Source organism: Flavonifractor sp. DFI.6.63 (genome assembly GCF_024462255.1).
Lineage (GTDB): Bacteria > Bacillota > Clostridia > Oscillospirales > Oscillospiraceae > Lawsonibacter_A > Lawsonibacter_A hominis.
This window is the reverse complement of sequence record NZ_JANGBE010000030.1, coordinates 26067-48764: the sequence shown is the minus strand read 5'-3', so window position 1 is coordinate 48764 and position 22698 is coordinate 26067. Positions and strand designations below refer to the sequence as shown.

The 22698-nt window shown below is 62.2% G+C and carries 14 protein-coding genes; 3 read left to right on the top strand and 11 right to left on the bottom strand.

The genetic code is table 11. The annotated features are described in order from the left end of the window. Nucleotides 1-496: 496 nt before the first annotated feature. The 11 genes from NE547_RS14045 to NE547_RS13995 all read right to left on the bottom strand — a co-directional run bounded on the left by NE547_RS14045 (nucleotide 497) and on the right by NE547_RS13995 (nucleotide 13363). On the bottom strand, nucleotides 497-1009 hold the full coding sequence (locus tag NE547_RS14045; protein WP_186906203.1) for a hypothetical protein: 513 nt from the start codon (nucleotides 1007-1009) through the stop codon (nucleotides 497-499). 30 nt (nucleotides 1010-1039) lie between these two features. Further along, nucleotides 1040-1888 carry a mechanosensitive ion channel family protein gene (locus NE547_RS14040; protein WP_256176214.1) on the bottom strand — a complete coding sequence of 283 codons (849 nt, stop codon included), beginning with the start codon at nucleotides 1886-1888 and terminating at the stop codon, nucleotides 1040-1042. A gap of 367 nt (nucleotides 1889-2255) precedes the next feature. Then, on the bottom strand, nucleotides 2256-3455 hold the full coding sequence (gene tuf, locus NE547_RS14035) for an elongation factor Tu (protein WP_256176213.1): 1200 nt from the start codon (nucleotides 3453-3455) through the stop codon (nucleotides 2256-2258). Between the two features lie 150 nt (nucleotides 3456-3605). Then, nucleotides 3606-5711, bottom strand: a complete 2106-nt coding sequence (gene fusA / locus NE547_RS14030; protein ID WP_256176212.1) for an elongation factor G — start codon at nucleotides 5709-5711, stop codon at nucleotides 3606-3608. A 15-nt stretch (nucleotides 5712-5726) separates the two neighbouring features. Beyond that, nucleotides 5727-6197, bottom strand: coding sequence for a 30S ribosomal protein S7 (rpsG, locus tag NE547_RS14025; protein WP_186906207.1), 471 nt, complete (start codon nucleotides 6195-6197; stop codon nucleotides 5727-5729). Nucleotides 6198-6419: 222 nt separating this feature from the next. Beyond that, nucleotides 6420-6842 (bottom strand): 30S ribosomal protein S12, encoded by a 423-nt coding sequence (gene rpsL, locus NE547_RS14020; protein WP_186906208.1) that lies wholly within the window; start codon nucleotides 6840-6842, stop codon nucleotides 6420-6422. A 96-nt stretch (nucleotides 6843-6938) separates the two neighbouring features. Further along, nucleotides 6939-7184, bottom strand: a complete 246-nt coding sequence (locus tag NE547_RS14015) for a ribosomal L7Ae/L30e/S12e/Gadd45 family protein (protein WP_186906209.1) — start codon at nucleotides 7182-7184, stop codon at nucleotides 6939-6941. A 263-nt stretch (nucleotides 7185-7447) separates the two neighbouring features. Next, nucleotides 7448-8833, bottom strand: coding sequence for a YfcC family protein (locus NE547_RS14010; RefSeq protein ID WP_256176211.1), 1386 nt, complete (start codon nucleotides 8831-8833; stop codon nucleotides 7448-7450). Nucleotides 8834-8935: 102 nt separating this feature from the next. Beyond that, on the bottom strand, nucleotides 8936-10159 hold the full coding sequence (locus NE547_RS14005; protein WP_256176210.1) for a M20 family metallopeptidase: 1224 nt from the start codon (nucleotides 10157-10159) through the stop codon (nucleotides 8936-8938). Between the two features lie 48 nt (nucleotides 10160-10207). Further along, on the bottom strand, nucleotides 10208-11791 hold the full coding sequence (locus NE547_RS14000) for an amidohydrolase (protein WP_186906212.1): 1584 nt from the start codon (nucleotides 11789-11791) through the stop codon (nucleotides 10208-10210). Between the two features lie 216 nt (nucleotides 11792-12007). Beyond that, a complete protein-coding gene (locus tag NE547_RS13995; protein WP_186906213.1) occupies nucleotides 12008-13363 on the bottom strand; it encodes a sigma-54-dependent Fis family transcriptional regulator in 1356 nt (451 codons plus the stop codon). 352 nt (nucleotides 13364-13715) lie between these two features. Here NE547_RS13995 and rpoB point away from each other — a divergent pair, with 352 nt between their 5' ends. From rpoB to NE547_RS13980, 3 genes are all read left to right on the top strand, one after another. After that, a complete protein-coding gene (rpoB, locus tag NE547_RS13990) occupies nucleotides 13716-17423 on the top strand; it encodes a DNA-directed RNA polymerase subunit beta (RefSeq protein ID WP_186906358.1) in 3708 nt (1235 codons plus the stop codon). A 21-nt stretch (nucleotides 17424-17444) separates the two neighbouring features. Further along, nucleotides 17445-21209 carry a DNA-directed RNA polymerase subunit beta' gene (gene rpoC / locus NE547_RS13985; RefSeq protein ID WP_256176209.1) on the top strand — a complete coding sequence of 1255 codons (3765 nt, stop codon included), beginning with the start codon at nucleotides 17445-17447 and terminating at the stop codon, nucleotides 21207-21209. A 72-nt stretch (nucleotides 21210-21281) separates the two neighbouring features. After that, a complete protein-coding gene (locus NE547_RS13980; protein ID WP_256176208.1) occupies nucleotides 21282-22649 on the top strand; it encodes a conjugal transfer protein TraL in 1368 nt (455 codons plus the stop codon). Nucleotides 22650-22698: the final 49 nt, after the last annotated feature.

The window sequence follows — 22698 nt, the reverse complement described above, 5'->3', positions numbered from 1 at the left end:
TCGTAGTTGTGTGGTCGGCAAACCACTTTTACTTTAACAGGGAGCCTTTTTCTTTTCTACTTTTCTCCTCGCTATAAGCTACTTTTTTACCCCCGGCTTAGCCGGGGGTTGCCTGCGGTACTACCAAGGCAAACGCGGCGCTCGCCAGAGCGCCGCGTTTGAGCCTCTCGAAAAGTGGCTTTGCCACTTTTTCGAGAAGAAATACACGAAATTTTCACCTCGATTTCTTACAAAATTGTCGGCGAAAATTTCGTGAGAAGTGTCCGTTCCAAGGCACATGTCCTTGGAACGGACGGGATTTCCTTTTATTCCGCCGCCTGCGGGCGGCGGGACTCCCTGCGGGAGGGCCTTTTTCGACCGCTGAAACGCGGCGCTCGCCGGAGCGCCGCGTTTGAGTTGGTCAAGAAAGTCTTGCAGGCTCCTGCGCTCATAGGTGCAAAGTAGGGTCCGGGCACGTACACGGCGGAGCCTGCTCCTCAGCCCACACGGGACAGCCTCAACGCTGAAGGGAATCGGACGCCTTATACAGAAAGACCAGATAGAGGATCCCGCCCACCAGCTGTACGATAACGGTGACGACGCTCACCGCCGCAGCCAGGACATTGATGAAGGGGATCAGCGCCAGGATGGTGCACACGATGCTGACGACCAGACATCCTGTGTAGATCTTCCAAACCGTCTGCGCCCGGGCCGCCTGCTCCGCATCGCCCTTTTCACAAAGCAGCTCTGCGCTGGTGGTGCAGATCATATAGACCATAACGACGCTGAGGATGCTCACCAGGATGCTCAGCGGGCCGAGGAACACACAAAGAAGGCTGACAACAATGTTTACGATCGCGATGGTGAAGGCCGTCTTATAGCCCGGATGTGCTTTGGACGCCGTATTCAGCCCCACCAGAGTCACGATCAGGCCAATCAGCCCTACAAAAGGGATAAAGCTGAACAGGCAGACAATCTCCCCGATAAACATGGTCTTCAGGCCACGGCCTGCCGTTGTGTAATCCGTCATTTTGTTTTTCTCCTTTCCCAACACGCCCGTTTATTTCCTATGATCCACCATGTGCACGTTCAGGTGGTTATAGGTCATCTCAATGCCCGCACGGTCAAAGGCGGCCTTGACCTGCTCCAGCAAGTCGAAATACAGCGCCCAATAATCCTCCGTGGCACACCAGACCCGCACGGTATATTCCACGCTGCTGGCCTGATAGGCTGAGACCCGCACAAAGGGCTCCGGCGTAAAAAAGGCCTTCGGGTGGGCGCCGATCACATCCCGGATGCAGGCGGTCACGCGCTCGGGCGCATCGTCATAGGAGGTGTTGAAGGTCAGATCCACCCGGCGTTTTTCTTCTGTGCTGTAGTTGACGATCTTTTCCCCGGAAATCTGCCCGTTCGGGATGGAAATGATCTTGTTGTCGATGGTGCGCAGCTTGGTATATACTAACCCGACCTCTGCCACGGTGCCGCCGACCGAGCCCACCTCAATGTAATCGTCGGCTTTGAAGGGCTTGGATACCAACACCTGGATGCCGCCCGCCAAATTGGACAGGGACCCCTGGACCGCCAGCGTGATGGCCAGGCCCAGCACGCTCAGGACTGCGATCAGGCTGGTCATGGGAATTCCGATATAGCCCAGCACCAGACAAATGGTGATAATCCAAAGAAAAACCCGCAGAGCGGCGCGTACGAAGGTATGCAGGCTTTTTTCCACCTCCAGCCGCCGGAACGTGCGGTCCAAAAGCCGGAGCAGTACCTTCATCACCACCATACAGGCCAGCAGCAGGAGCACGATCGTTGCGATATGCCACAGGTCCAAGCCCTTGATCGCCCCTACCAGCGTCTCGAACGCCTCCTGAGTCTCCTCGGTAGAGGCCGTCAAATTTGTGAGCACGCGTTTTTCTCCTTTCCGTTTCACCGCTTACATGTAATGCGCACCAGGCAAGGCCGCAGGCCTTGGACGCCTCGGCCCGCAGATCCCGTTCCGGTGTCCCGGCATAAGGATCTGACGCAGTGTTATGCGATATCCTGTGCCCTTCACGGACGCAGTTTCTGCGGCAGAGTCTGCAGAAGAGCGCGCAGGGCGGCTTCTTCCGCAGACCTTATTGTAGCACACCGCGTCCAAAGGAACAAGGCTGTTTTCGCTCTGCCTGTACGATAGGGCAGGAATCGGCGGTACCCCGGGCCGGCAAGGGACAACACGCCTGCCGGCAAGCAAGCGGGGCGGCCCGGAAGGGCCGCCCCGCTTTATGATGCCTGGATTACTCCTCGATGTCGATAACGACGCCGGAACCAACGGTACGGCCGCCCTCGCGGATAGCGAAGCGCAGGCCCTTCTCGATGGCGATGGGGGTGATCAGCTCCACCTTCATGTCGACGTTGTCGCCGGGCATGCACATCTCAACGCCCTCGGGCAGGGAGATGACGCCGGTCACGTCGGTGGTACGGAAGTAGAACTGAGGACGATAGTTGTTGAAGAAGGGGGTGTGACGGCCACCCTCGTCCTTGGACAGAACGTAGACCTGGCCGGTGAACTTGGTGTGCGGATGGATGGAGTTGGGCTTGCAGAGGACCTGGCCGCGCTCCACGTCGGTCTTGGCAACGCCGCGCAGCAGGGTGCCGATGTTGTCGCCGGCCTCAGCAAAGTCCAGCAGCTTGCGGAACATCTCGATGCCGGTGACGACGGTCTTCTTCTTCTCGTCGCTCAGGCCGACGATCTCGACTTCCTCGTTCATCTTAATGATGCCGCGCTCCACACGGCCGGTGGCCACGGTGCCGCGGCCGGTGATGGTGAACACGTCCTCGACGGGCATCAGGAAGGGCAGGTCGTCGTTACGGGCGGGGGTGGGGATATAATCGTCCACCGCGTCCATCAGTTCCTTGATGCAGGCAAAGTCGGGATCGTCCACGCCGCCCTCGCAGGTCAGGGCGTTCAGAGCGGAACCCTTGATGATGGGGATGTCGTCGCCGGGGAACTCGTACTTGGACAGGACCTCACGGACCTCCATCTCGACCAGCTCCAGCAGCTCCTCGTCGTCGACCTGATCGCACTTGTTCAGGAACACGACCATGGCGGGCACGCCCACCTGACGGGCCAGCAGGATGTGCTCACGGGTCTGAGCCATGGGGCCGTCGGTGGCGGCGATGACCAGAATGGCGCCGTCCATCTGCGCAGCACCGGTGATCATGTTCTTGATATAGTCGGCGTGGCCCGGGCAGTCGACGTGGGCATAGTGCCGCTTGTCGGTCTCGTACTCCACGTGAGCGGTATTGATAGTGATGCCGCGCTCGCGCTCCTCGGGGGCCTTATCGATGCTGGAGTAGTCCTCGTACTGAGCCTGGCCCTTCAGAGCCAGATACTTGGTGATTGCGGCGGTCAGGGTGGTCTTGCCGTGGTCAACGTGGCCGATGGTGCCGATGTTGACATGGGGCTTGTTGCGCTCAAATTTAGCCTTAGCCATTTGGATGTTCCTCCTTAAATACACGTATTACATGTTTTATCGTCACAATAATGCGAAGATATTTTATAGCATTGCAGTGTAAAATGCAATACTTTTATTGCAGAAGACGCCCTGCACACAGCGCACGCGCCTCGGCGTCACGCTGTGCGCTTAGTCTTCCTTCCGCCCGCGCTCGGCGATGATCTTCTCGGCAATGCTCTTGGGGATCTCCACATAGCTGTGGGGCTCCATGGAGTACTGGCCGCGGCCCTGGGTGCTGGAACGCAGGTCGGTCGCATAACCGAACATGTTGGCCAGCGGCACCAGAGCGTCGATCTGCGTGGCGCCGGGACGGCTCTCCTGGCCCTGGATCATGCCGCGGCGGCCGTTCAGGTCGCCGATGACGTTGCCCAGGTACTCGTCGGGCACGATGACGGAGACCTTCATGATGGGCTCCATCAGCACAGGGTTGGCCTTGCGGCAGGCCTCCTTGAAGGCCATGGAACCGGCGATCTTGAAGGCCATCTCGGAGGAGTCCACCTCGTGGTAGGAGCCGTAGATCAGATGGACCTTCACATCCTCCACCGGATAGCCGGCCAGCACGCCGGCCTGCATAGCGCCCTGGATGCCCTGATCCACGGCGGGGATATACTCCTTGGGGATCACGCCGCCGGTGATCTCGTTCAGGAACTCGTAGCCCTTGCCGGACTCGTTGGGCTCCACGACGATCTTGACGTGGCCGTACTGGCCCTTACCGCCGGACTGACGGGCATACTTGGTATCCTGCTCCACCGACTTCTTGATGGTCTCCTTATAGGCAACCTGGGGCGCGCCCACGTTGGCCTCCACCTTGTATTCCCGCAGCAGGCGGTCCACGATGATCTCCAGATGGAGCTCGCCCATGCCGGCGATGATGGTCTGACCGGTCTCTTCGTCGGTGTAGGTCTTGAAGGTGGGGTCTTCTTCCGCCAGCTTGGCCAAAGCGATTCCCATCTTCTCCTGGCCCGCCTTGGTCTTGGGCTCGATGGCCACGCGGATCACGGGTTCGGGGAACTCCATGGACTCCAGGATGATGGGGTGCTTCTCATCACACAGGGTGTCGCCGGTGGTGGAGTTCTTCAAACCAATGACGGCGGCGATATCGCCGGAGTAAACCGTCTCGATGTCCTCGCGGTGATTGGCGTGCATCTGCAGGATGCGGCCGATGCGCTCCTTCTGCTTCTTCGTGGAGTTCAGGACGCTGGTGCCGGTGTTCAGAACGCCGGAGTACACGCGCACGAAGGACAGGCGGCCCACAAAGGGATCGGTGGCAATCTTGAAGGCCAGCGCGGAGAAGGGAGCCTCGTCGGAGGCCGGACGCTCGTCCTCTTCCTCCGTATCGGGGTTCACGCCCTTGATGGCAGGGATGTCCACCGGAGAGGGCATGAAGTCCACGATGGCGTCCAGCAGCTTCTGCACGCCCTTGTTCTTGTAAGAGGTGCCGCAGGTCACGGGGACCAGCTTGTTTTCAATGGTGCCGCGGCGGATCGCCTTTCGGATCATGTCCTGGGGAATGGGCTTCTCCTCCAGGGCCAGCTCCATGATCTCGTCGTCCAGATCGGCGCAGGCGTCGATGAGCTTGGTGCGGTATTCCTGAGCCAGCTCCAGCATGTCGGCGGGGATCTCTTCCACGCGCATATCCTTGCCCAGCTCGTCGTAATACACGTCGGCGTCCATCTCCACCAGGTCGATGATGCCCTTAAAGGTCTCCTCGGCGCCGATGGGCAGCTGGATGGGCACGGCGTTGCACTTGAGCCGGTCATGGATCATGTCCAGCACGTGGTAAAAATCGGCGCCCATGATGTCCATCTTATTGACGTAGATCATGCGGGGGACCTTGTAGTGGTCGGCCTGGCGCCACACCGTTTCGGACTGGGGCTCCACGCCGCCCTTGGCGCACATGACGGTCACAGAACCGTCCAGCACGCGCAGGGAGCGCTCCACCTCCACGGTGAAGTCCACGTGGCCCGGGGTGTCGATGATGTTGATCCGGGTCTGGGGGAACTGATCCTTGGTGCCCTTCCAGTAGCAGGTGGTGGCGGCGGAGGTGATGGTGATGCCGCGCTCCTGCTCCTGGGCCATCCAGTCCATGGTGGCGGTGCCGTCATGGGTCTCGCCGATCTTGTAGTTGACGCCGGTATAGTAAAGAATCCGTTCGGTGGTGGTGGTCTTGCCGGCGTCGATGTGGGCCATGATGCCGATGTTGCGGGTATTTTCTAAGCTAACTTTCCTAGGCATACTTTAACTCCTTAATTACCAGCGGTAGTGCGCGAAGGCCTTGTTGGACTCGGCCATCTTATGGGTGTCCTCGCGCTTCTTCACCGCGGAGCCCAGGTTGTTGGCGGCGTCCATGATCTCGCCGGCCAGACGCTCCTTCATGGTCTTCTCGCTGCGGGCGCGGGAGTAATTGGTCAGCCACCGCAGGCCAAGGGTCTGCCGGCGCTCGGGGCGCACCTCGATCGGCACCTGGTAGGTGGCGCCGCCCACGCGGCGGGCCTTGACCTCCAGAGACGGCATGATGTTCTCCAGGGCGGTGGTGAACACGTCCAGGGGGTCCTTCTCGGTCTTCTCCTTGATGATGTCGAAAGCACCGTAGACCACCTTCTGGGCCACGCCCTTCTTGCCGTCCAGCATGATGCTGTTGACCAGCTTGGTCACCAGGACGGAGTTATACAGCGGGTCGGGCAAAACCTCCCGCTTGGGTACGTTTCCTCTTCTGGGCACTTTGCTTCCCTCCTTCATAGTATGATTTCATAGGTACTCGAACGGCCGGGGCCGCCCGTGTAAGACAAGTGCCTGCTTGTCCAGTGCCTCGCGGGAAACGCACCTATCATATAGGTAAGCGCTTCTGCAAGGACAACTGCCTTGCGCTTCCAGCGCAGAAAGTCTTGTAAAATGGGTCCGGACGGCCGTACGCCGCCCCTGGGTGAACTAATTTCCGCGAAATTACTTCTTGCCGGCCTTGGGTCGCTTGGCGCCGTACTTGGAACGGGCCTGCATACGGCCGTTGACGCCCTGGGTGTCCAGCGTGCCGCGGATGATGTGGTAGCGAACGCCGGGCAGGTCCTTGACACGGCCGCCGCGGATCATGACCACAGAGTGCTCCTGCAGGTTGTGGCCCACACCGGGAATATAAGCGGTCACTTCGTAGCCGTTGGTCAGACGCACACGGGCGATCTTACGCAGCGCGGAGTTCGGCTTCTTCGGGGTGGAGGTACGAACGGCGGTGCACACACCTCTCTTCTGGGGAGAAGGCAGGTCGGTCTCGCGGTTCTTCAGGGTGTTCAGGCCCTTCTGCATGGCAGGAGAATTGGACTTGTAGGTCGCGGCCTGGCGGCCCTTGCGGACGAGCTGATTGAACGTAGGCATGGTTTTCCTCCTTTCTTCGGTTCTGAATGATATATTTTAACGAAACGGCAGGAAATTATTCCTTGTTCCGCTAAAATCAAGGAAAATGCGGCGGGTTCAGCCCCGCAGCAACGCGCACACGGCGCAGCCCACGGCGATGCCGCAGGCGCGGCCCAGCTCCTTCATGGAGCCGGAGCGGCGGACGGGCACGCCCTTTTCCGCGCACAGGGCCTCCACCGGCTGGGTAATCCGGGGGTCGGCATCCTCCGCCAGGAATACCTGCGCGGCCGTTCCGTCCTGGACGGCCCGCCTGGTCTGCTTTACGCCGACCACTTTGGCCCCCTGCTTCCGTTCCGAGAACATCCGGCACGCCCCCCATCTCTTGATTTGCAAGGGAAAGCGGGCTTTTCGCCTCTCTTTCCCAGCCCCGGCAGGCACACCTGCGCAATTTGGAATTATAACATAGCCCCTATATGAAGTCAAGTTGAAAATGGCTAGAAATCATCAGGGCTTGCGCCCTGCCGACCGTTGAAACTGACGGGGGATGCCGGCCTGCGAAAAAGCCCGGAGAGCGGCGCGCGTGTGCAGCGCCGCTCTCCGGGAAATTGGGGAGGCCCGTTTTCGGTTCAGAAGGGCCCGTAGCCGATCTGGTTTGCAATGACGATCAGGATGAATCCGGCTGCGATGAGACAGGCATAGATCTTCCACGCAAACTTGAACCAGCGGCCGTAATCCATGCCGCACAGGGAGAGCTGCAGCAGGGCGGCGGTGGGCCAGAAGGTGTTGGTGAAGCCGTCTCCGTACTGATAGGCCAGCACCATGACCTGCTGGTTGATCCCCAGCACCTGTCCCAGGGGGCTGAGTATGGGCATCATGACCACGGCTTTGCCGCTGCCCGAAGCCACGAAGAAGTTGAAGCAGGTAACAAAGACGTAGACGATGAGCAGGGTGATCACGGGGCTTTTGCCCTCCAACAGGCCGGACATGCCGTTGATGATGGTGTCGGTGATATTGCCCCTGCTCAGAAGGACGGACACCGCCCGGCTCAGGCCGATGACCATGGTGGGGGCGATCACGCCCGCCATGCCCTTGCCGAACTCGGTGCAGGCGGCGGAGACGTTGATGCGGAAAAGGATCACGCCGATGATGGTCACCGGAAAGTAGATCGCGGTAATCTCCGGCAGGCCCCAGCCCCACCGGAGGGAGCCCGCCACGCTCAGCACGATGGTGGCCAGGAAGAGGAGGATCAGGACGACGCGCTTGCCGCCGAACTCCAGTCCCTCTTCAAACTGCATGGGCGCGGTCTGTTCCTGGAGGTAGTTTGCCCCCATGACGCTGTGCCTGGAGTCCTTTTTGATCTTGACGCAGTAGCGGACCAGGAAGAAGAGCGCGATGAAGTAAAATACCACCAGGCCCACGGCCCGGAGCCCAATGCCCGAATACATGGGCAGTCCCACCAGGGTCTGGGACACGCCGGTGGTATAGGGGTTGACCATACCGCAGGTAAAGCCTACGGCGGTGGAGAGCAGGATCACGGCGGTCCCCACCATCTTGTCATAGCCCAGGGTGATAAACAGAGAGATAATGATGGGGTAGAAGGGATACAGCGCGTCCAGATAGCCGATGACGCCCAGGCCCACGAACAGAGTGAAAAACAGCACGACCATGACCAGGCCCTTGCCATTTGCCTTTTTAATCAGGGCCTGGATACCCGCGGAGAACGCGCCGGTCATCTGGATGACCTGGATGCAGCCGCTGATGAGCAGCACGCAGCCGATGACGTTGGAACTCTCCACAAAGCCCTGGTGCAGAGAGGTGAAGAACCCCAGGAACGACACCGGCGTCTGTTCCACGTAAGCGAAGCTGCCGGGGTCCACCGCGCCGTCCACGCGGGTATAGCTGCCGGCGGGGATCAGGTAGGTCATGACCGTGACCAGCAGCATCAGGATCAGGATGACCGCGTACACGTGGGGCATGCTGAAGCTTTTTTTCTGTTTCAATGTGTTGCCCATCATTTTACCTCCTCAAATAACTCCATGTCATAATCCGTTTTGCCGGTACACACTTCCGGCAGGGCGGGCTTGCGTCCCGGCCGTCCGCGCGGCGCCGCGGCGTTACCGCTGCGCACGGCTTTTGAGCCATTCCACAGCGCAGTTGGCCAAAAGGGCGCTTCCCAAGGGCAGCGCGCTCTCGTCCAGCACCATGTTGGGGTTGTGCAGGGGGTAGCCCTCCGGAGCGCCTGCGCCCAGGAAGGCGTAAAAGCCGGGGACGTGCCGGGTCACGTGGCCAAAGTCCTCCGCCCCCTTCATGGGCGGCACGGGCCTGACGTTCTCCGCGCCCAGCACCTGGGCCGCAAAGGGCACGATCTCTGCGGAGAATCCCGGATCGCAGACCGTGCTGGGCGTCTTGAGCACCCGCACGGAGTAGGTGCCCCGCCACGCCTTGATGTAGTGATCAAGAATTTCGGGAACGCGCTCGATCAGGTGGTCATAGGCCTCTGGGCTGAGGGTGCGGAAGGACACCATGATCTCCGCCGTATCGGGGATGATGTTGGATGCCCGGCCGCCGTTGAGCGCTCCCACCGTCAGGGTGGCGAACGCCTCCGGGTCCACCTCCCGGGGGATGAGCAGGTTCAATGCGGAGCATACCTGGGTGGCGATATTCACAGGGTCCACCGTCTTCTGCGGCTCGGAGGAATGCCCGCCCTTGCCCTGGATGCTGACAATAAAGGTCGCCATGGCGCCGGAGGCCACGCCGGGGGAGTAATTCAGCTTGCCCACCTCCAGCTGGGGCCCCACGTGCAGGGCCATGGCGGCATCCACTCCGGGGTCTTCCAGCAGGCCGTCCTCCACCATGGTGCGGGAACCGTAGCCCATCTCCTCGCCGGGCTGGAACATCAGCTTTACCGTTCCAGGCAGCTGCTCCTCCATATCCTTGAGGATGCGGGCCGCCCCCAGCAGCATGGCGGCGTGGGCGTCATGGCCGCACATATGGGCGGCGCGGCCCTCGGCCGCGAAATCCAGGCCGGTGGTCTCCTCCATGGGCAGGCCGTCCATATCCGCCCGCAGCAGAATACAGGGACCGCCGCGGCCGATCAGGCCCACCACCCCGGTAGCGGCCGGGGCGTCCGGATACCCGGCGAAGACCATCTTCTCCCGGTCCTCCGGTTTATGGACGCCGCAGTCCCTGTGGCAGATCCCCATTTCGCCCAGCCGCTTCTTGACGTAGGCCGCCGTCCGGGGCGTGTAGACCCCCACCTCCGGCATACCGTGCAGGCAGCGCCGGTCGGCAACGATCTGCTCCCGGATGGCGTTTGCTTTTACCAGCATCTCATGCATCTGAACATACGCTCCTTCCCTACCAGCGATTTTTTGTGCTGCAGCGGCTCAGGCCCGGTATACCGTCTCGCCGTTGAGCACAGTCTCCACTATGTTTACTTTGGTGAATTCCGCAGGCTCTGTCTCGAACAGGTCCCGGTCCAACACGGCCAGGTCGGCCAGCTTGCCCAATTCCAGGGTCCCGCGGCAGTCTTCGTCGCCGCTGGCCCAGGCCGCGCCGGAGGTGAACAGGCGCACCGCCTGTTCCACCGAAAGGGCCTGCTCCGGCAGATAGGTCCTGGTACCGGCCCGGTTCTGCCGCGTGACGGCCGCGCGCAGATTGTCCAGCACGTTGAAGGGCTCCACAGGGCAGTCCGACCCGCCGCTGACGCGCAGGCCCAGCTCCTCCATCGCCTTCCAGTTATAACAGTCCTTCGCATGCTCCCCGCCCACCCGCTCGGCGATGATCTCCATGTCCGCGTCGATGAAAATAGGCTGGATATAGGCCTGCAGCCCCAGCTCCTTCATCCGCCGCAGCAGTTCAGGGGTGGTGATCTGGGCGTGGACGACGCCGTGGCGGTGCTCCGGCCACGGGTCTTCCCGCTCCACCCGCTCGACCGCGTCGCATACCTTCTGCAGCGCCAGGTCCCCAATGGCGTGGACCGCCACGTTCATCCGCCGGGAATGAGCCGCTTTGATCCGGTGATAAAGCTCCTGTTCGGTATGGATGGGAATGCCGTGGTTGGCGGTTTCATCGGCATAGCCCGCGATCATTTCAGCGGACCTGGCGCCCAGGGAGCCGTCCTGGAGCAGTTTGCGCGGGCCGGTCCGGAACAGACTCAGCCGGTCCGCCGGATCGCTGCGCACGTCCAGGAAGCGGTCAAACTCCCTGGGGTCCACCAGGCACTGCTCGCAGATCCGCACCGTCAGTCCGCCGCTGCGCTCCATCTCCCGAAACAGCTCCACCATGTGGAGGGGGTCCACACCGGCGATGACCTTCAGGTCGTCGGAGTGGACGCAGGTGATGCCCGCGGCGTTCAGATCCCGCTGGCCCAGCCGGATCAGCTCCCGCACGTAGACGTCGTCCGCCTGGGGCAGCACGTCCATATAGAGGCGTGCGGCGTCTTCCCGCAGGATGCCGTGCGCAAAATCTACCAGCTCCAGCACCTCCGGCGCCACGGCGTCCAGCGCGCGGATGCGCTGTAGCATCACCGAATTGCAGGCCCCGATATGGAGGCAGGCCCGCAGCATGCACACCGGAATGGTGGTGGAGATGCGGTCCAGGTCCTCCCGCGTCACCAGGCGTCCTTCTTCCATCGTCTCCTGATTCCACCCCATACCGATCAGGTAGGCCGGATGGTCCTGCTCGATCCGGGCCCGGCCGCGGGAAACGATCTCCTCAATCGACCTCACCCCAAAGAGCGAAAGATTTTTTTGGATCATGGCATAGTGGAGCATGTGCATATGGGTGTCCGTGAAGCCGGGCAGCACCATGGCCCCCTGTAAGTCCTGCCTTTCATCCCAGTCCCGGGCCAGCGCCTCCTGCACAGAGCCCAAAAACACGATCCTGCCGTTCTCCGTACCGACCGCTTCATAGCGGCGCATCGCACGGTCCATCGAGGTGATCCTTCCGTTATACCAAAGTCTGCGCATAAACCTCTTCCTTTCCACCCGCGGCAAGCTTTCGCCATCTAAACTGTGCAAACCGGATGCCAACCTTGTCCCGACCGTCGAAAACAGGCCGCCGGAGCAGGGCCGGCGGCCGGGAAACCCCGGGGTACGGCCCTGCTCCGGCGGCCTGTTTTTTCCGCCGCCCAGAGAAACGAGCATCCAATTTTAGGTGCAAAAATTTTTGCGGTGCAAAATTTTTTACAGGTCATATTTTTTCAGCTTGTACTTCAAGTTCTGGCGGGAGAGCCCCAGCAGACGGGATGCCTGGGAGATGGAGCCCGCCTGCTGCATGGCCCGGCGGATCAGCTCCCGCTCGTACCGCTCCATGGCCCGCGCCAGGGAAAAGCTCTCCTCCATCCGAAAGGCCTCCGGGATCTCCGGCGTCTGCTCCAGACCGCCCTGCCGCCCCGACAGGACTTCCTCCATATCTTCCACGGTCAAGCGTTCCCCCCGGGCGGTCGCCATCGCGCCTTCTATGGCATTCTGGAGCTCCCGCACGTTTCCCGGCCAGGAATAACTCCGCAGCATCCGAAGGGCCCGCTCGCTGAGGCCCCGGACATTCCGGCGCATCGTTCGGTTGTAGCGGTCGATAAAACAGCCCGCCAAAGGGGCGATGTCGCACAGCCGTTCCCGCAGGGGCGGAAGCGTCAGGCGGATCACCCCCAGGCGGTAGTACAGATCCTCCCGCAGCCGTCCCTCCTGGATGAGTTTCCGGGGCTTCTCATTCACCGCCGCGACGATCCGCACATCAAAAAGGATGTCCCGGCTCCCGCCCAGGCGGCGCACCTTTTTCTCCTCCAGCACCTTGAGCAGCTTGGCTTGGAGCGCAGGATCCATGGAGTTGATCTCATCCAGGAAGAGCGTGCCGCCGTCCGCCTCCTCCAGGAGCCCCTTCCGGGTGAGCGCCCCCGTGTAACTCCCCTTCTCCGTGCCGAAAAAGAGGCTCTCCAGCAGTGTGGCGGGGATGGCCGCGCAGTTTTGTGAGACAAAGGGACGGCCCGCCCGGTTCCCTTCACTGTGGAGGGACTCTGCCACCAGTTCCTTCCCGGTCCCCGTCTCCCCATAGATGAGCACCGAGGAATCCAGCTTCGCCACGTCCCGGATCCTGCTTTTGAGGGCCATCATGGCGGGGTCCTGCGTCAGGATGCGGTCCAGGGTGGACAGGCCGCCGCTCTCCCCGCCCCGAATGATGCGCTGATCAATGGTATGATACTTGGACGAGTCCACGACACACTCCACCCGCCCATCCACCACCAGGGGAATCGTGGTGGACTCCAGCAGCACCCGTTCCCCCCTCCGGTTGTTGATGTCCTGAAGCACATTATAGCTGGCCGTTCCGTTGCGCAGGGCCTGCAGGATGGTACTGCTTTCCTCGTCCAGCTCCGGGTAAAGCTCCAAAATATGGCGTCCCACCGTATCCTGGGAACACCAATAGCTGTTCAGGGAAATCCGGTGATATTCGATGATTCCCTCCCGATTGACCACTAAAATCCCGTCTGTGTCCTCACAGAGGTGGAGCACCTCGCCGATTTGATCCAGAAAACGCTCCAGCATACCCGTCTTCCCCTTTCCTCGGTCAGAATACAAAAAAATCCGGATTTCTCCAGATTCCATGCATAAAACTTGTTGACTTATGGAAACGCCCATGGTATACTTAAATGCTTTCGTGCGCAGACCGTGCCGATCTCAATTCTTTCCCATTTTGCGTCCAGTTTACCACGCGGCCGGTCAAAGCGCAAGAGATAAAATCCACTTTTTGTCCACGCATCCGGGTGTGCGCATTTTGCCTCCGCACCCTCCTTTGTACGTTTTGACGAAAACGCAGCAGCCGGATACGGGAGAAGACCGGGACGGCCGGTTTTGTTCCCGCGTCCAGAATAGAAAACGAGGTGTTTTTTCTACGATGATGGTCAAGGACGTCTACTACGGCAAGACCCTCCGAAAGAGCTATGCGCGCCATGAGGAGATCCTGGACATGCCCAACCTGCTGGAGGTGCAGAAGAACTCCTATCAGTGGTTTTTGGACCACGGCCTGCGGGAGGTCTTCAAGGACGTGGCCTCCATCACCGACTACGCCGGGAACCTGGAGCTGTCCTTTATCGACTACTCCATGGACGAGGCTCCCAAGTACGACGTGGAGGAGTGCAAGGCCCGGGACGCCACCTATGCGGCCCCCATCAAGGTGCGGGTGCGCCTGCGCAACAAGGAGACCGAGGAGATCAAGGAACAGGAGATCTTCATGGGGGATTTCCCTCTGATGACCAAGGGCGGCACCTTCGTGATCAACGGCGCCGAGCGCGTCATCGTCTCCCAGATCGTCCGCTCCCCCGGCATCTACTACTCCCGCAACGAGGATAAGGCGGGCAACCTGACCTTTGCCACCACCGTGATCCCCTACCGGGGCGCCTGGCTGGAGTATGAGACCGATCTGAACGACATGTTCTATGTGCGCATCGACAAGAACCGGAAGATCCCGGTAACCTGCCTGATCCGCGCCGTCGGCCCCCGGACCGACGCCGAGATCCTGGAGCTGTTCGGCGAGGACCCCCGTATCGTGGCCACCCTGGAAAAGGACGCCTGCAAGACCTATGAGGAGGCCCTGCTGGAGATCTACCGCAAGCTGCGCCCCGGCGAGCCCCCTACGGTGGACTCCGCCGAGAGCCTTCTGAACGCCCTCTTCTTCGATCCCCGGCGCTACGATCTTTCCGCCGTGGGCCGCTATAAGTTCAACAAAAAGCTGGCCATGTGGCAGCGCCTCTCCGGCCAGAAGCTGGCCATGCCCGTGGTGGACCCCTCCACAGGCGAGATCATCGCCGAGCCCGGCGAGGTCCTCACCCGTGAGCGGGCCCATGAACTGGACGACAAGGGCGTCAACGAGGCGGTCATCGACCTGGACGGCGCCCTGGTCAAGGTCTTCTCCAATCACATGGTGGACATGAGCAAGTTCGTCTCCTTCGACCCCGAAGCGTGCGGCGTCACCGAAAAGGTGCGCTTCCCCGTGCTCCAGGAGCTGCTGTCCAGGTACGAGGGCGAGGAGCTGCAGGAGGCCGTCCGGGACCACCTGGACGATCTGATCCCCAAGCACATCATCGTGGACGACATCATGGCCTCCATCAACTACGTGGGCTGTCTGGCCTACGGCGTCGGCGCCGCCGACGACATCGACCATCTGGGCAACCGCCGCCTGCGCTGCGTGGGCGAGCTGCTGCAGAACCAGTTCCGCATCGGCTTTTCCCGTATGGAGCGCGTCATCCGGGAGCGCATGACCATCCAGGACCTGGACATCGTGACCCCCCAGAGCCTGATCAACATCCGCCCCGTCACCGCCGCCATCAAGGAGTTTTTCGGCTCCTCCCCGCTGAGCCAGTTCATGGACCAGACCAACCCCCTGGCCGAGCTGACCCATAAGCGCCGCATGTCCGCCCTGGGCCCCGGCGGACTGAGCCGGGACCGCGCCTCCTTCGACGTGCGCGACGTCCACTACAGCCACTACGGCCGCCTGTGCCCCATCGAGACCCCCGAAGGCCCCAACATCGGCCTGATCTCCTATCTGGCCTCCTACGCCCGCATCAACCGCTACGGCTTTATCGAGGCCCCCTACCGCAAGGTGGATAAGGCCACTGGCCGCCTGACCGAGCAGGTGGACTATATGACCGCCGACGTGGAGGATCAGTTCATCATCGCCCAGGCCACTGAGCCCGTGGATGAGAACGGCTGCCTGGTCAACACCCGCATCACCTGCCGCCACCGCAACGAGATTATCTCGGTGGACCGGGAGCAGGTGGATTATATCGACGTATCCCCCAAGATGATGTTCTCCATCGCCACCGCCATGATCCCCTTCCTGGAGAACGACGACGCCAACCGCGCCCTGATGGGCGCCAACATGCAGCGTCAGGCCGTGCCCCTGCTGACCACCCAGGCCCCCATCGTGGCCACCGGCCAGGAGCACAAGAACTGCATCGACTCCGAGGTGGCCGTGCTGGCCGAGGCCGACGGCGAGGTCACCCGCGTCTCCGCCGATTATGTGTCGGTCCGCTATCCCGAGCTGGGGGTAAAGGACTACAAGCTCACCAAGTACCTGCGCTCCAACCACGGCACCTGCATCAACCAGCGCCCCATCGTCCGTGTGGGCCAGAAGGTGGAAAAGGGCGAGGTCATCGTGGACGGCCCCTCCACCTGCAACGGTGAGATCGCCCTGGGCAAGAACATCCTGATGGGCTTTATGACCTGGGAGGGCTACAACTACGAGGACGCCATCCTGCTCAATGAGCGTATGGTAAAGGAGGACGTGTTCACCTCCATCCATATCGAGGAATACGAGACCGAGTCTCGGGATACCAAGCTGGGTCCCGAGGAGATCACCCGGGATATCCCCAACGTGGGCGAGGACGCCCTGCAGAACCTGGATGAACGGGGCATCATCCGCGTGGGCGCCGAGGTGCGCGCCGGCGACATCCTGGTGGGCAAGGTCACCCCCAAGGGCGAGACCGACCTGACGGCGGAGGAGCGGCTGCTGCGCGCCATCTTCGGCGAAAAGGCCCGCGAAGTGCGGGACACCTCCCTGAAGGTGCCTCACGGCGAGAGCGGCATCATCGTGGACGTGAAGGTCTTTACCCGCGAGGCGGGCGACGAGCTCTCCCCCGGCGTGAATATGGTGGTCCGGGTCTATATCGCCCAGAAGCGCAAGATCAGCGTGGGCGACAAGATGGCCGGCCGCCACGGCAACAAGGGCGTCGTTTCCCGCATCCTGCCCCAGGAGGATATGCCCTTCCTGCCCGACGGCACTCCCCTGGATATCGTCCTGAACCCCCTGGGCGTGCCCAGCCGTATGAACATCGGCCAGGTACTGGAAGTCCACCTGGGTTATGCCGCCAAGGCCCTGGGCTGGAAGGTGGCCACCCCCGTCTTCAACGGCGCCGACGAGCAGGATATCGAGGACACGCTGAATCTGGCCGGCCTTTCCCCCGACGGCAAGAGCTGGCTCTACGACGGGCGTACCGGCGAGCGGTTCGATAACCGCGTCACCGTGGGCTACGTCTACTTCCTCAAACTCCACCACCTGGTGGACGACAAGATCCACGCCCGCTCCACCGGCCCCTACTCCCTGGTCACCCAGCAGCCGCTGGGCGGCAAGGCCCAGTTCGGCGGCCAGCGCTTCGGCGAGATGGAGGTGTGGGCACTGGAGGCCTACGGCGCGGCGTACACCCTGCAGGAGATCCTGACCGTCAAGTCCGACGACGTCACCGGCCGCGTGCGCACCTATGAGAGCATCGTAAAGGGCCACAACGTACCCAAGCCCGGCGTGCCCGAGTCCTTCAAGGTTCTGGTCAAGGAGCTTCAGTCCCTGTGTCTGGATATGAAGGTGCTGGATGAGAACGGCAGCGAGATCGAACTCAGGGACGACGACGAGGACAACTACCAGCCCGGCAAGTTCCGGGACGACGACGACGACTTCTACGGCTACAATGCCGGCGGGGAGTCCGACTTCGCCGCCGCGGGCTACACCCTCAAGGAGGGCAGCGACGACGACGACCTGGTCGTGGAGGACGAGGACGGCGACGACGACGCGTTCGACGGAGACGACTTCTCCGACGACGGGGATTTGGAATAAGTAAGGGAGGACGATGAGACTATGAGTTACGCTGAATTCGACGCGATCCAGATCGGTATCGCCTCCCCGGAACAGATCCGCGAGTGGTCCTACGGCGAGGTCAAAAAACCCGAGACCATCAACTACCGCACCCTGAAGCCCGAGCGCGACGGCCTGTTCTGCGAGCGCATCTTCGGGCCCACCAAGGACTGGGAGTGCCACTGCGGCAAGTACAAGAAGATCCGCTACAAGGGTAAGATCTGCGACCGCTGCGGCGTGGAAGTCACCCGGGCCAAGGTGCGCCGGGAGCGCATGGGCCACATCGAGCTGGCCGCCCCCGTGAGCCACATCTGGTATTTCAAGGGCATCCCCTCCCGTATGGGCCTGCTGCTGGATATCAGCCCCCGCATCCTGGAGAAGGTGCTCTACTTCGCCAGCTATATCGTCACCGACCCCGGCTTCTCTCCTCTGGCCAAGAATCAGATCCTCTCCGAGAAGGAATACCGCGATATGCGGGAGAAGTACGAGGACGACTTTGAGGCCGGCATGGGCGCCGAAGCGGTCAAGAAGCTGCTGCAGGACATTGACCTGGAGCAGCTCTCCGCCCAGCTGCGCGCCGAGCTCAAGGATGCCTCCGGCCAGAAGAAGGCCCGGATCGTCAAGCGCCTGGAGGTGGTGGACGCCTTCCGCATCTCCGGCAACAAGCCCGAGTGGATGATCATCGACGTCCTGCCCGTCATCCCGCCGGAGCTGCGCCCCATGGTACAGCTGGACGGCGGCCGCTTCGCCACCAGCGACCTGAACGACCTGTACCGCCGGGTCATCAACCGCAACAACCGCCTCAAGCGTCTCATCCAGCTCAACGCCCCGGACATCATCGTGCGCAACGAAAAGCGCATGCTCCAGGAGGCCGTGGACGCGCTCATCGACAACGGCAGGCGGGGCCGCGCCGTCACCGGCGCCAATAACCGCGCGCTCAAGAGCCTGAGCGATATGCTCAAGGGCAAGCAGGGCCGCTTCCGCCAGAACCTGCTGGGCAAGCGCGTGGACTATTCCGGCCGAAGCGTCATCGTGGTGGGTCCCGAGCTGAAGATCTACCAGTGCGGCCTGCCCAAGGAGATGGCCATCGAGCTCTTCCGCCCCTTCGTCATGAAGAAGCTGGTGGAGGACGGCTTGGCCAACAACATCAAATCCGCCAAGAAGATGGTGGACAAGGGCCGGGCCGAGGTGTGGGACGCGCTGGAGTTCGTCATCAAGGACCACCCCGTCATGCTCAACCGCGCCCCCACCCTGCACCGTCTGGGCATCCAGGCCTTCGAGCCCGTGCTGGTGGAGGGGCGCGCCATCAAGCTCCATCCCCTGGTGTGTACCGCCTTCAACGCCGACTTCGACGGCGACCAGATGGCTGTCCACGTCCCCTTGTCCGCCGAGGCTCAGACCGAGGCCCGGGTGCTCATGCTGTCCGCCAACAACCTGCTGCGGCCCCAGGACGGCGGCCCCGTCACCGTGCCCACCCAGGACATGGTGCTGGGCTCCTACTACCTGACTTACGAGAAATACCCCGAGCACACCATCGGGGAAACCTTCGATGATGTGGCCAGCGTCAAGGCCGCCCTGGCTGAGGGCGTGGTGGCCCCCGACGATTATATCTGGGTCAAGGCCCCCGGCCGTCTGGACGATATTCCCACCTACGCCGGCATCTGCGCCGAAACGGAGGACGGCCAGCTGCCCCGGGAGGTGCTCCACGTCTTCTCCGACGACATTGAGGCCCGTCTGGCCTATGACGAGGGAGAGCTGGAGCTGCACGTGCCCATCCTGGTCCGCCGCTCCCGCGAGGTGGACGGCAAGGTGCTCCACAAGCTGGTGCGTACTACTGTGGGCCGCCTGATCTTCAACGAGGGGATCCCCCAGGACCTGGGCTTTGTGGACCGCAGCGACCCCGAGGCCATGTTTGAGCCGGAGATCAATTTCGTCACCGGCAAAAAGCAGCTGGGCAAGATCATCGACAAGTGCATCACCAAGCACGGCTTCACCGTGTCCGCCGGCGTGCTGGACACCATCAAGGCCAAGGGGTATAAGTTCTCCACCCGGGGCGCGCTGACCGTCTCCATCTACGACATGACCGTGCCGCCCGAGAAGAACGGCCTCATCGCCGCCACCGAGCAGGAGATCGTCAAGATCGACCGGCAGTACAAGCGCGGCTTCCTGACCAACGACGAGCGCTACCGCCTGGTGGTGGAGGCGTGGGAGAAGACCACCAAGGACGTGACCGAGGCCCTGATGGCGGGTCTGGACCGGTACAACCCCATCTGGATGATGGCGGACTCGGGCGCCCGCGGCTCTTCCGCTCAGATCCGCCAGCTGGCCGGCATGCGCGGCCTGATGGCCGACACCTCCGGCCGTACCATCGAGATCCCCATCAAGTCCAACTTCCGCGAAGGCCTGTCCGTGCTGGAGTACTTTATCTCCTCCCGAGGCGCCCGGAAGGGCATGGCCGATACCGCGCTGCGTACCGCCGACTCGGGTTACCTGACCCGCCGTCTGGTGGACGTGTCCCAGGAGGTCATCATCCGGGAGCACGACTGCGGCACCCACGACGGCATCACCGTCAGCGAGATCGTGGAAAACGGCCAGGTCATCGAGACCTTCGGCGAGCGGCTCAAGGGCCGCTACCCGGTGGAGGACGTGTGCGATCCCAAGACCGGCGAGGTGCTGATCTCCCACGATCGCATGATGACCGTGGACGACGCCAAGTTCCTGGAGGCGCACGGCATCTGCGAGGTCAAGATCCGCAGCGTGCTCACCTGCGAGTCCCGCAGCGGCGTCTGCTCCAAGTGCTACGGCATCAACCTTGCCATCGGCGAGCGCGTGGGCGCCGGTGAGGCGGTGGGCATCATCGCCGCCCAGTCCATCGGCGAGCCCGGCACCCAGCTGACCATGCGTACCTTCCACACCGGCGGCGTGGCCGGCGGCGACATCACGCAGGGTCTTCCCCGCGTCGAGGAGCTGTTTGAATCCCGCAAGCCCAAGAAGATGGCCCAGCTGGCTGAGATCAGCGGCACCGTCACCCTGGAAGAGGCCAAGCGCAACTCCATGTGCAATGTGACCATCACCGCCGACGACGGCGAGGTGGTCACCTACGCCCTGCCCTACTCCGCCGGCCTCCGGGTCCAGAACGGCGACAAGGTGGCCAAGGGCTTCGCGCTCACCGACGGCGCCCTCTACCCCCAGGACGTGATCCGCATCCGCGGCGTCCATGCAGTGTACGACTATCTGATCCAGGAGGTCCAGAAGCCCTACCGTCAGCAGGGCGTGGATATCAACGACAAGCACATTGAGGTCATCGTGCGCCAGATGATGCGCAAGGTCCGGGTAGAGGACGCGGGCGATTCCGATCTGCTCTCCGGCTCCACCATCGACCTGATCGAGTATCTGGACGCCAAGCGCGCGGTTCAGGACCGCATCGACGCCGGCGAGACCAGCGACGGCATCGAGCTGCGCCTGCCTACCGCCACCCGCATCCTGATGGGAATCACCAAGGCCAGTCTGGCCACCGACTCCTTCCTGTCCGCCGCCTCCTTCCAGGAAACCACCAAGGTCCTGACCGAGGCCGCCATCAAGGGCAAGGTGGACCACCTGCTGGGTCTGAAGGAAAACGTCATCATCGGCAAGCTGATCCCCGCCGGTTCCGGTCTGAGCATCTACCGCAAGTACGACAAGGTGGACGACGAGGGCACCGCCGAGAGCGATGCTTCCGACGGCGAAGCGATTGCCGACGAGGTCGTCCCGGCCCCCGTCGAATTGTAAGGATCGGAAAAGGCCCGGAGCGCTGCTCCGGGCCTTTTCCCTTTTTCAAGTGATCGTGAGTGAGGTGAAAGGATGTCTTCCCAGCCGCTTTCTCCCCGTCCTTCTCTGCGCGCCCTCTTCTGTGCCGGGACCGGGCTGGCTCTGCTCCTGCTCAGCCTGGTCCCTGTTCTTGGTCTGACCCGCGGCTCCGCCGGGGCACGGTGTGCCGTATTTCTTTTGTTGGCGGCCATAGCCGCCGGCGCCGCCGTTCCTCCGGCGCTCCGGCGCTTCCCGGCCGGATGGCTGCTCACCGCCCTGCTGCCCATCGGCCTGGCATTCTTCCTGCGCGCCCTGCTGCTGGACTATGTGACGCCGGACTACGAGACGTTCCTGTCCCAGTGGGCGCAGGCTTTCCGGGAAAACGGCGGTTTTGCCGCGGTACGCCTGCCGATCGGCAACTACAACGCGCCCTATCTCTATTTTCTGGCCGCCATCTCTTACCTGCCGGTGCCCGACCTGTATCTCATCAAGCTCTTTTCCATCCTCTTCGATGTCGTGCTGGCCTGGGGCGGGCTGAGGCTGGTCCGGCGCTTCTGCCCGCCGGACAGCGTCCGGCCCCTGGTGTGCTTCTGCCTGCTGCTCCTTCTGCCCACGGTGGTGCTCAACGGGTCCTGCTGGGGCCAGTGCGACTCCCTTTACGGCGCGCTGACCCTCCACGCCCTGGCCTGCGCGCTGGAACAGCGGCCCAAGTCCTCTCTGGCGCTGCTGGGGGTGGCCTTTTCCTTCAAACTGCAGACCGTATTTCTGCTTCCCCTGTGGGGCGCGCTCTGGCTCATGGGCCGCCTCAAATTCCGCCATCTCTTCTGCTTTCCTGCCGCCTACGGCGTCACCATCCTGCCGGCCCTCCTGCTGGGCAAGCCTCTGGGCGATATTCTGGGGGTCTATTTGGGCCAGACCCAGGAGGGGGTGGGAAGTCTGTGCTACAACGCCGCCACGGTTTTCTCTTTTTTGCCCTATGACGCCCAGGTCGACGAGACGCTGGGCGCCAAGCTGGGGATCGCCGCGGCGCTGCTGCTGGTGCTGACTCTGCTGGCGCTGCTCCGGCGGCACCGGAAAACAGCGGACGAAACGGCCCTTCTGGCCGCGGCGGCGGTCATGGCCATCGGAGTGCCCTTCCTGCTGCCCTATATGCACGACCGTTACTTTTTCCTGGCCGACGTGCTCACCCTGGCCTGGGCCTGCGCGCTTCCCCGGCGCTGGTACTGCGCCGTATTGGTGCAGCTCTCCTCCCTGAGCGCCTATGCCGTCTATCTGCGCCAAAGATATACCTTGATCCTCTCTCTGGGCGGACGCACTTACGTCATGCTGGCGGAAGCCCTGTTGATGCTGGCCGCTCTGATTCTCGCTCTGCTCGCTCTGTTCGCCCGCCTGCGTCCCGCTGCGGGCCCGTCCGCCCGTTAGGACGTCTTTGGGAGAAAATTCCGGAAATTTCCGCCCGGAAAGCGGTTGA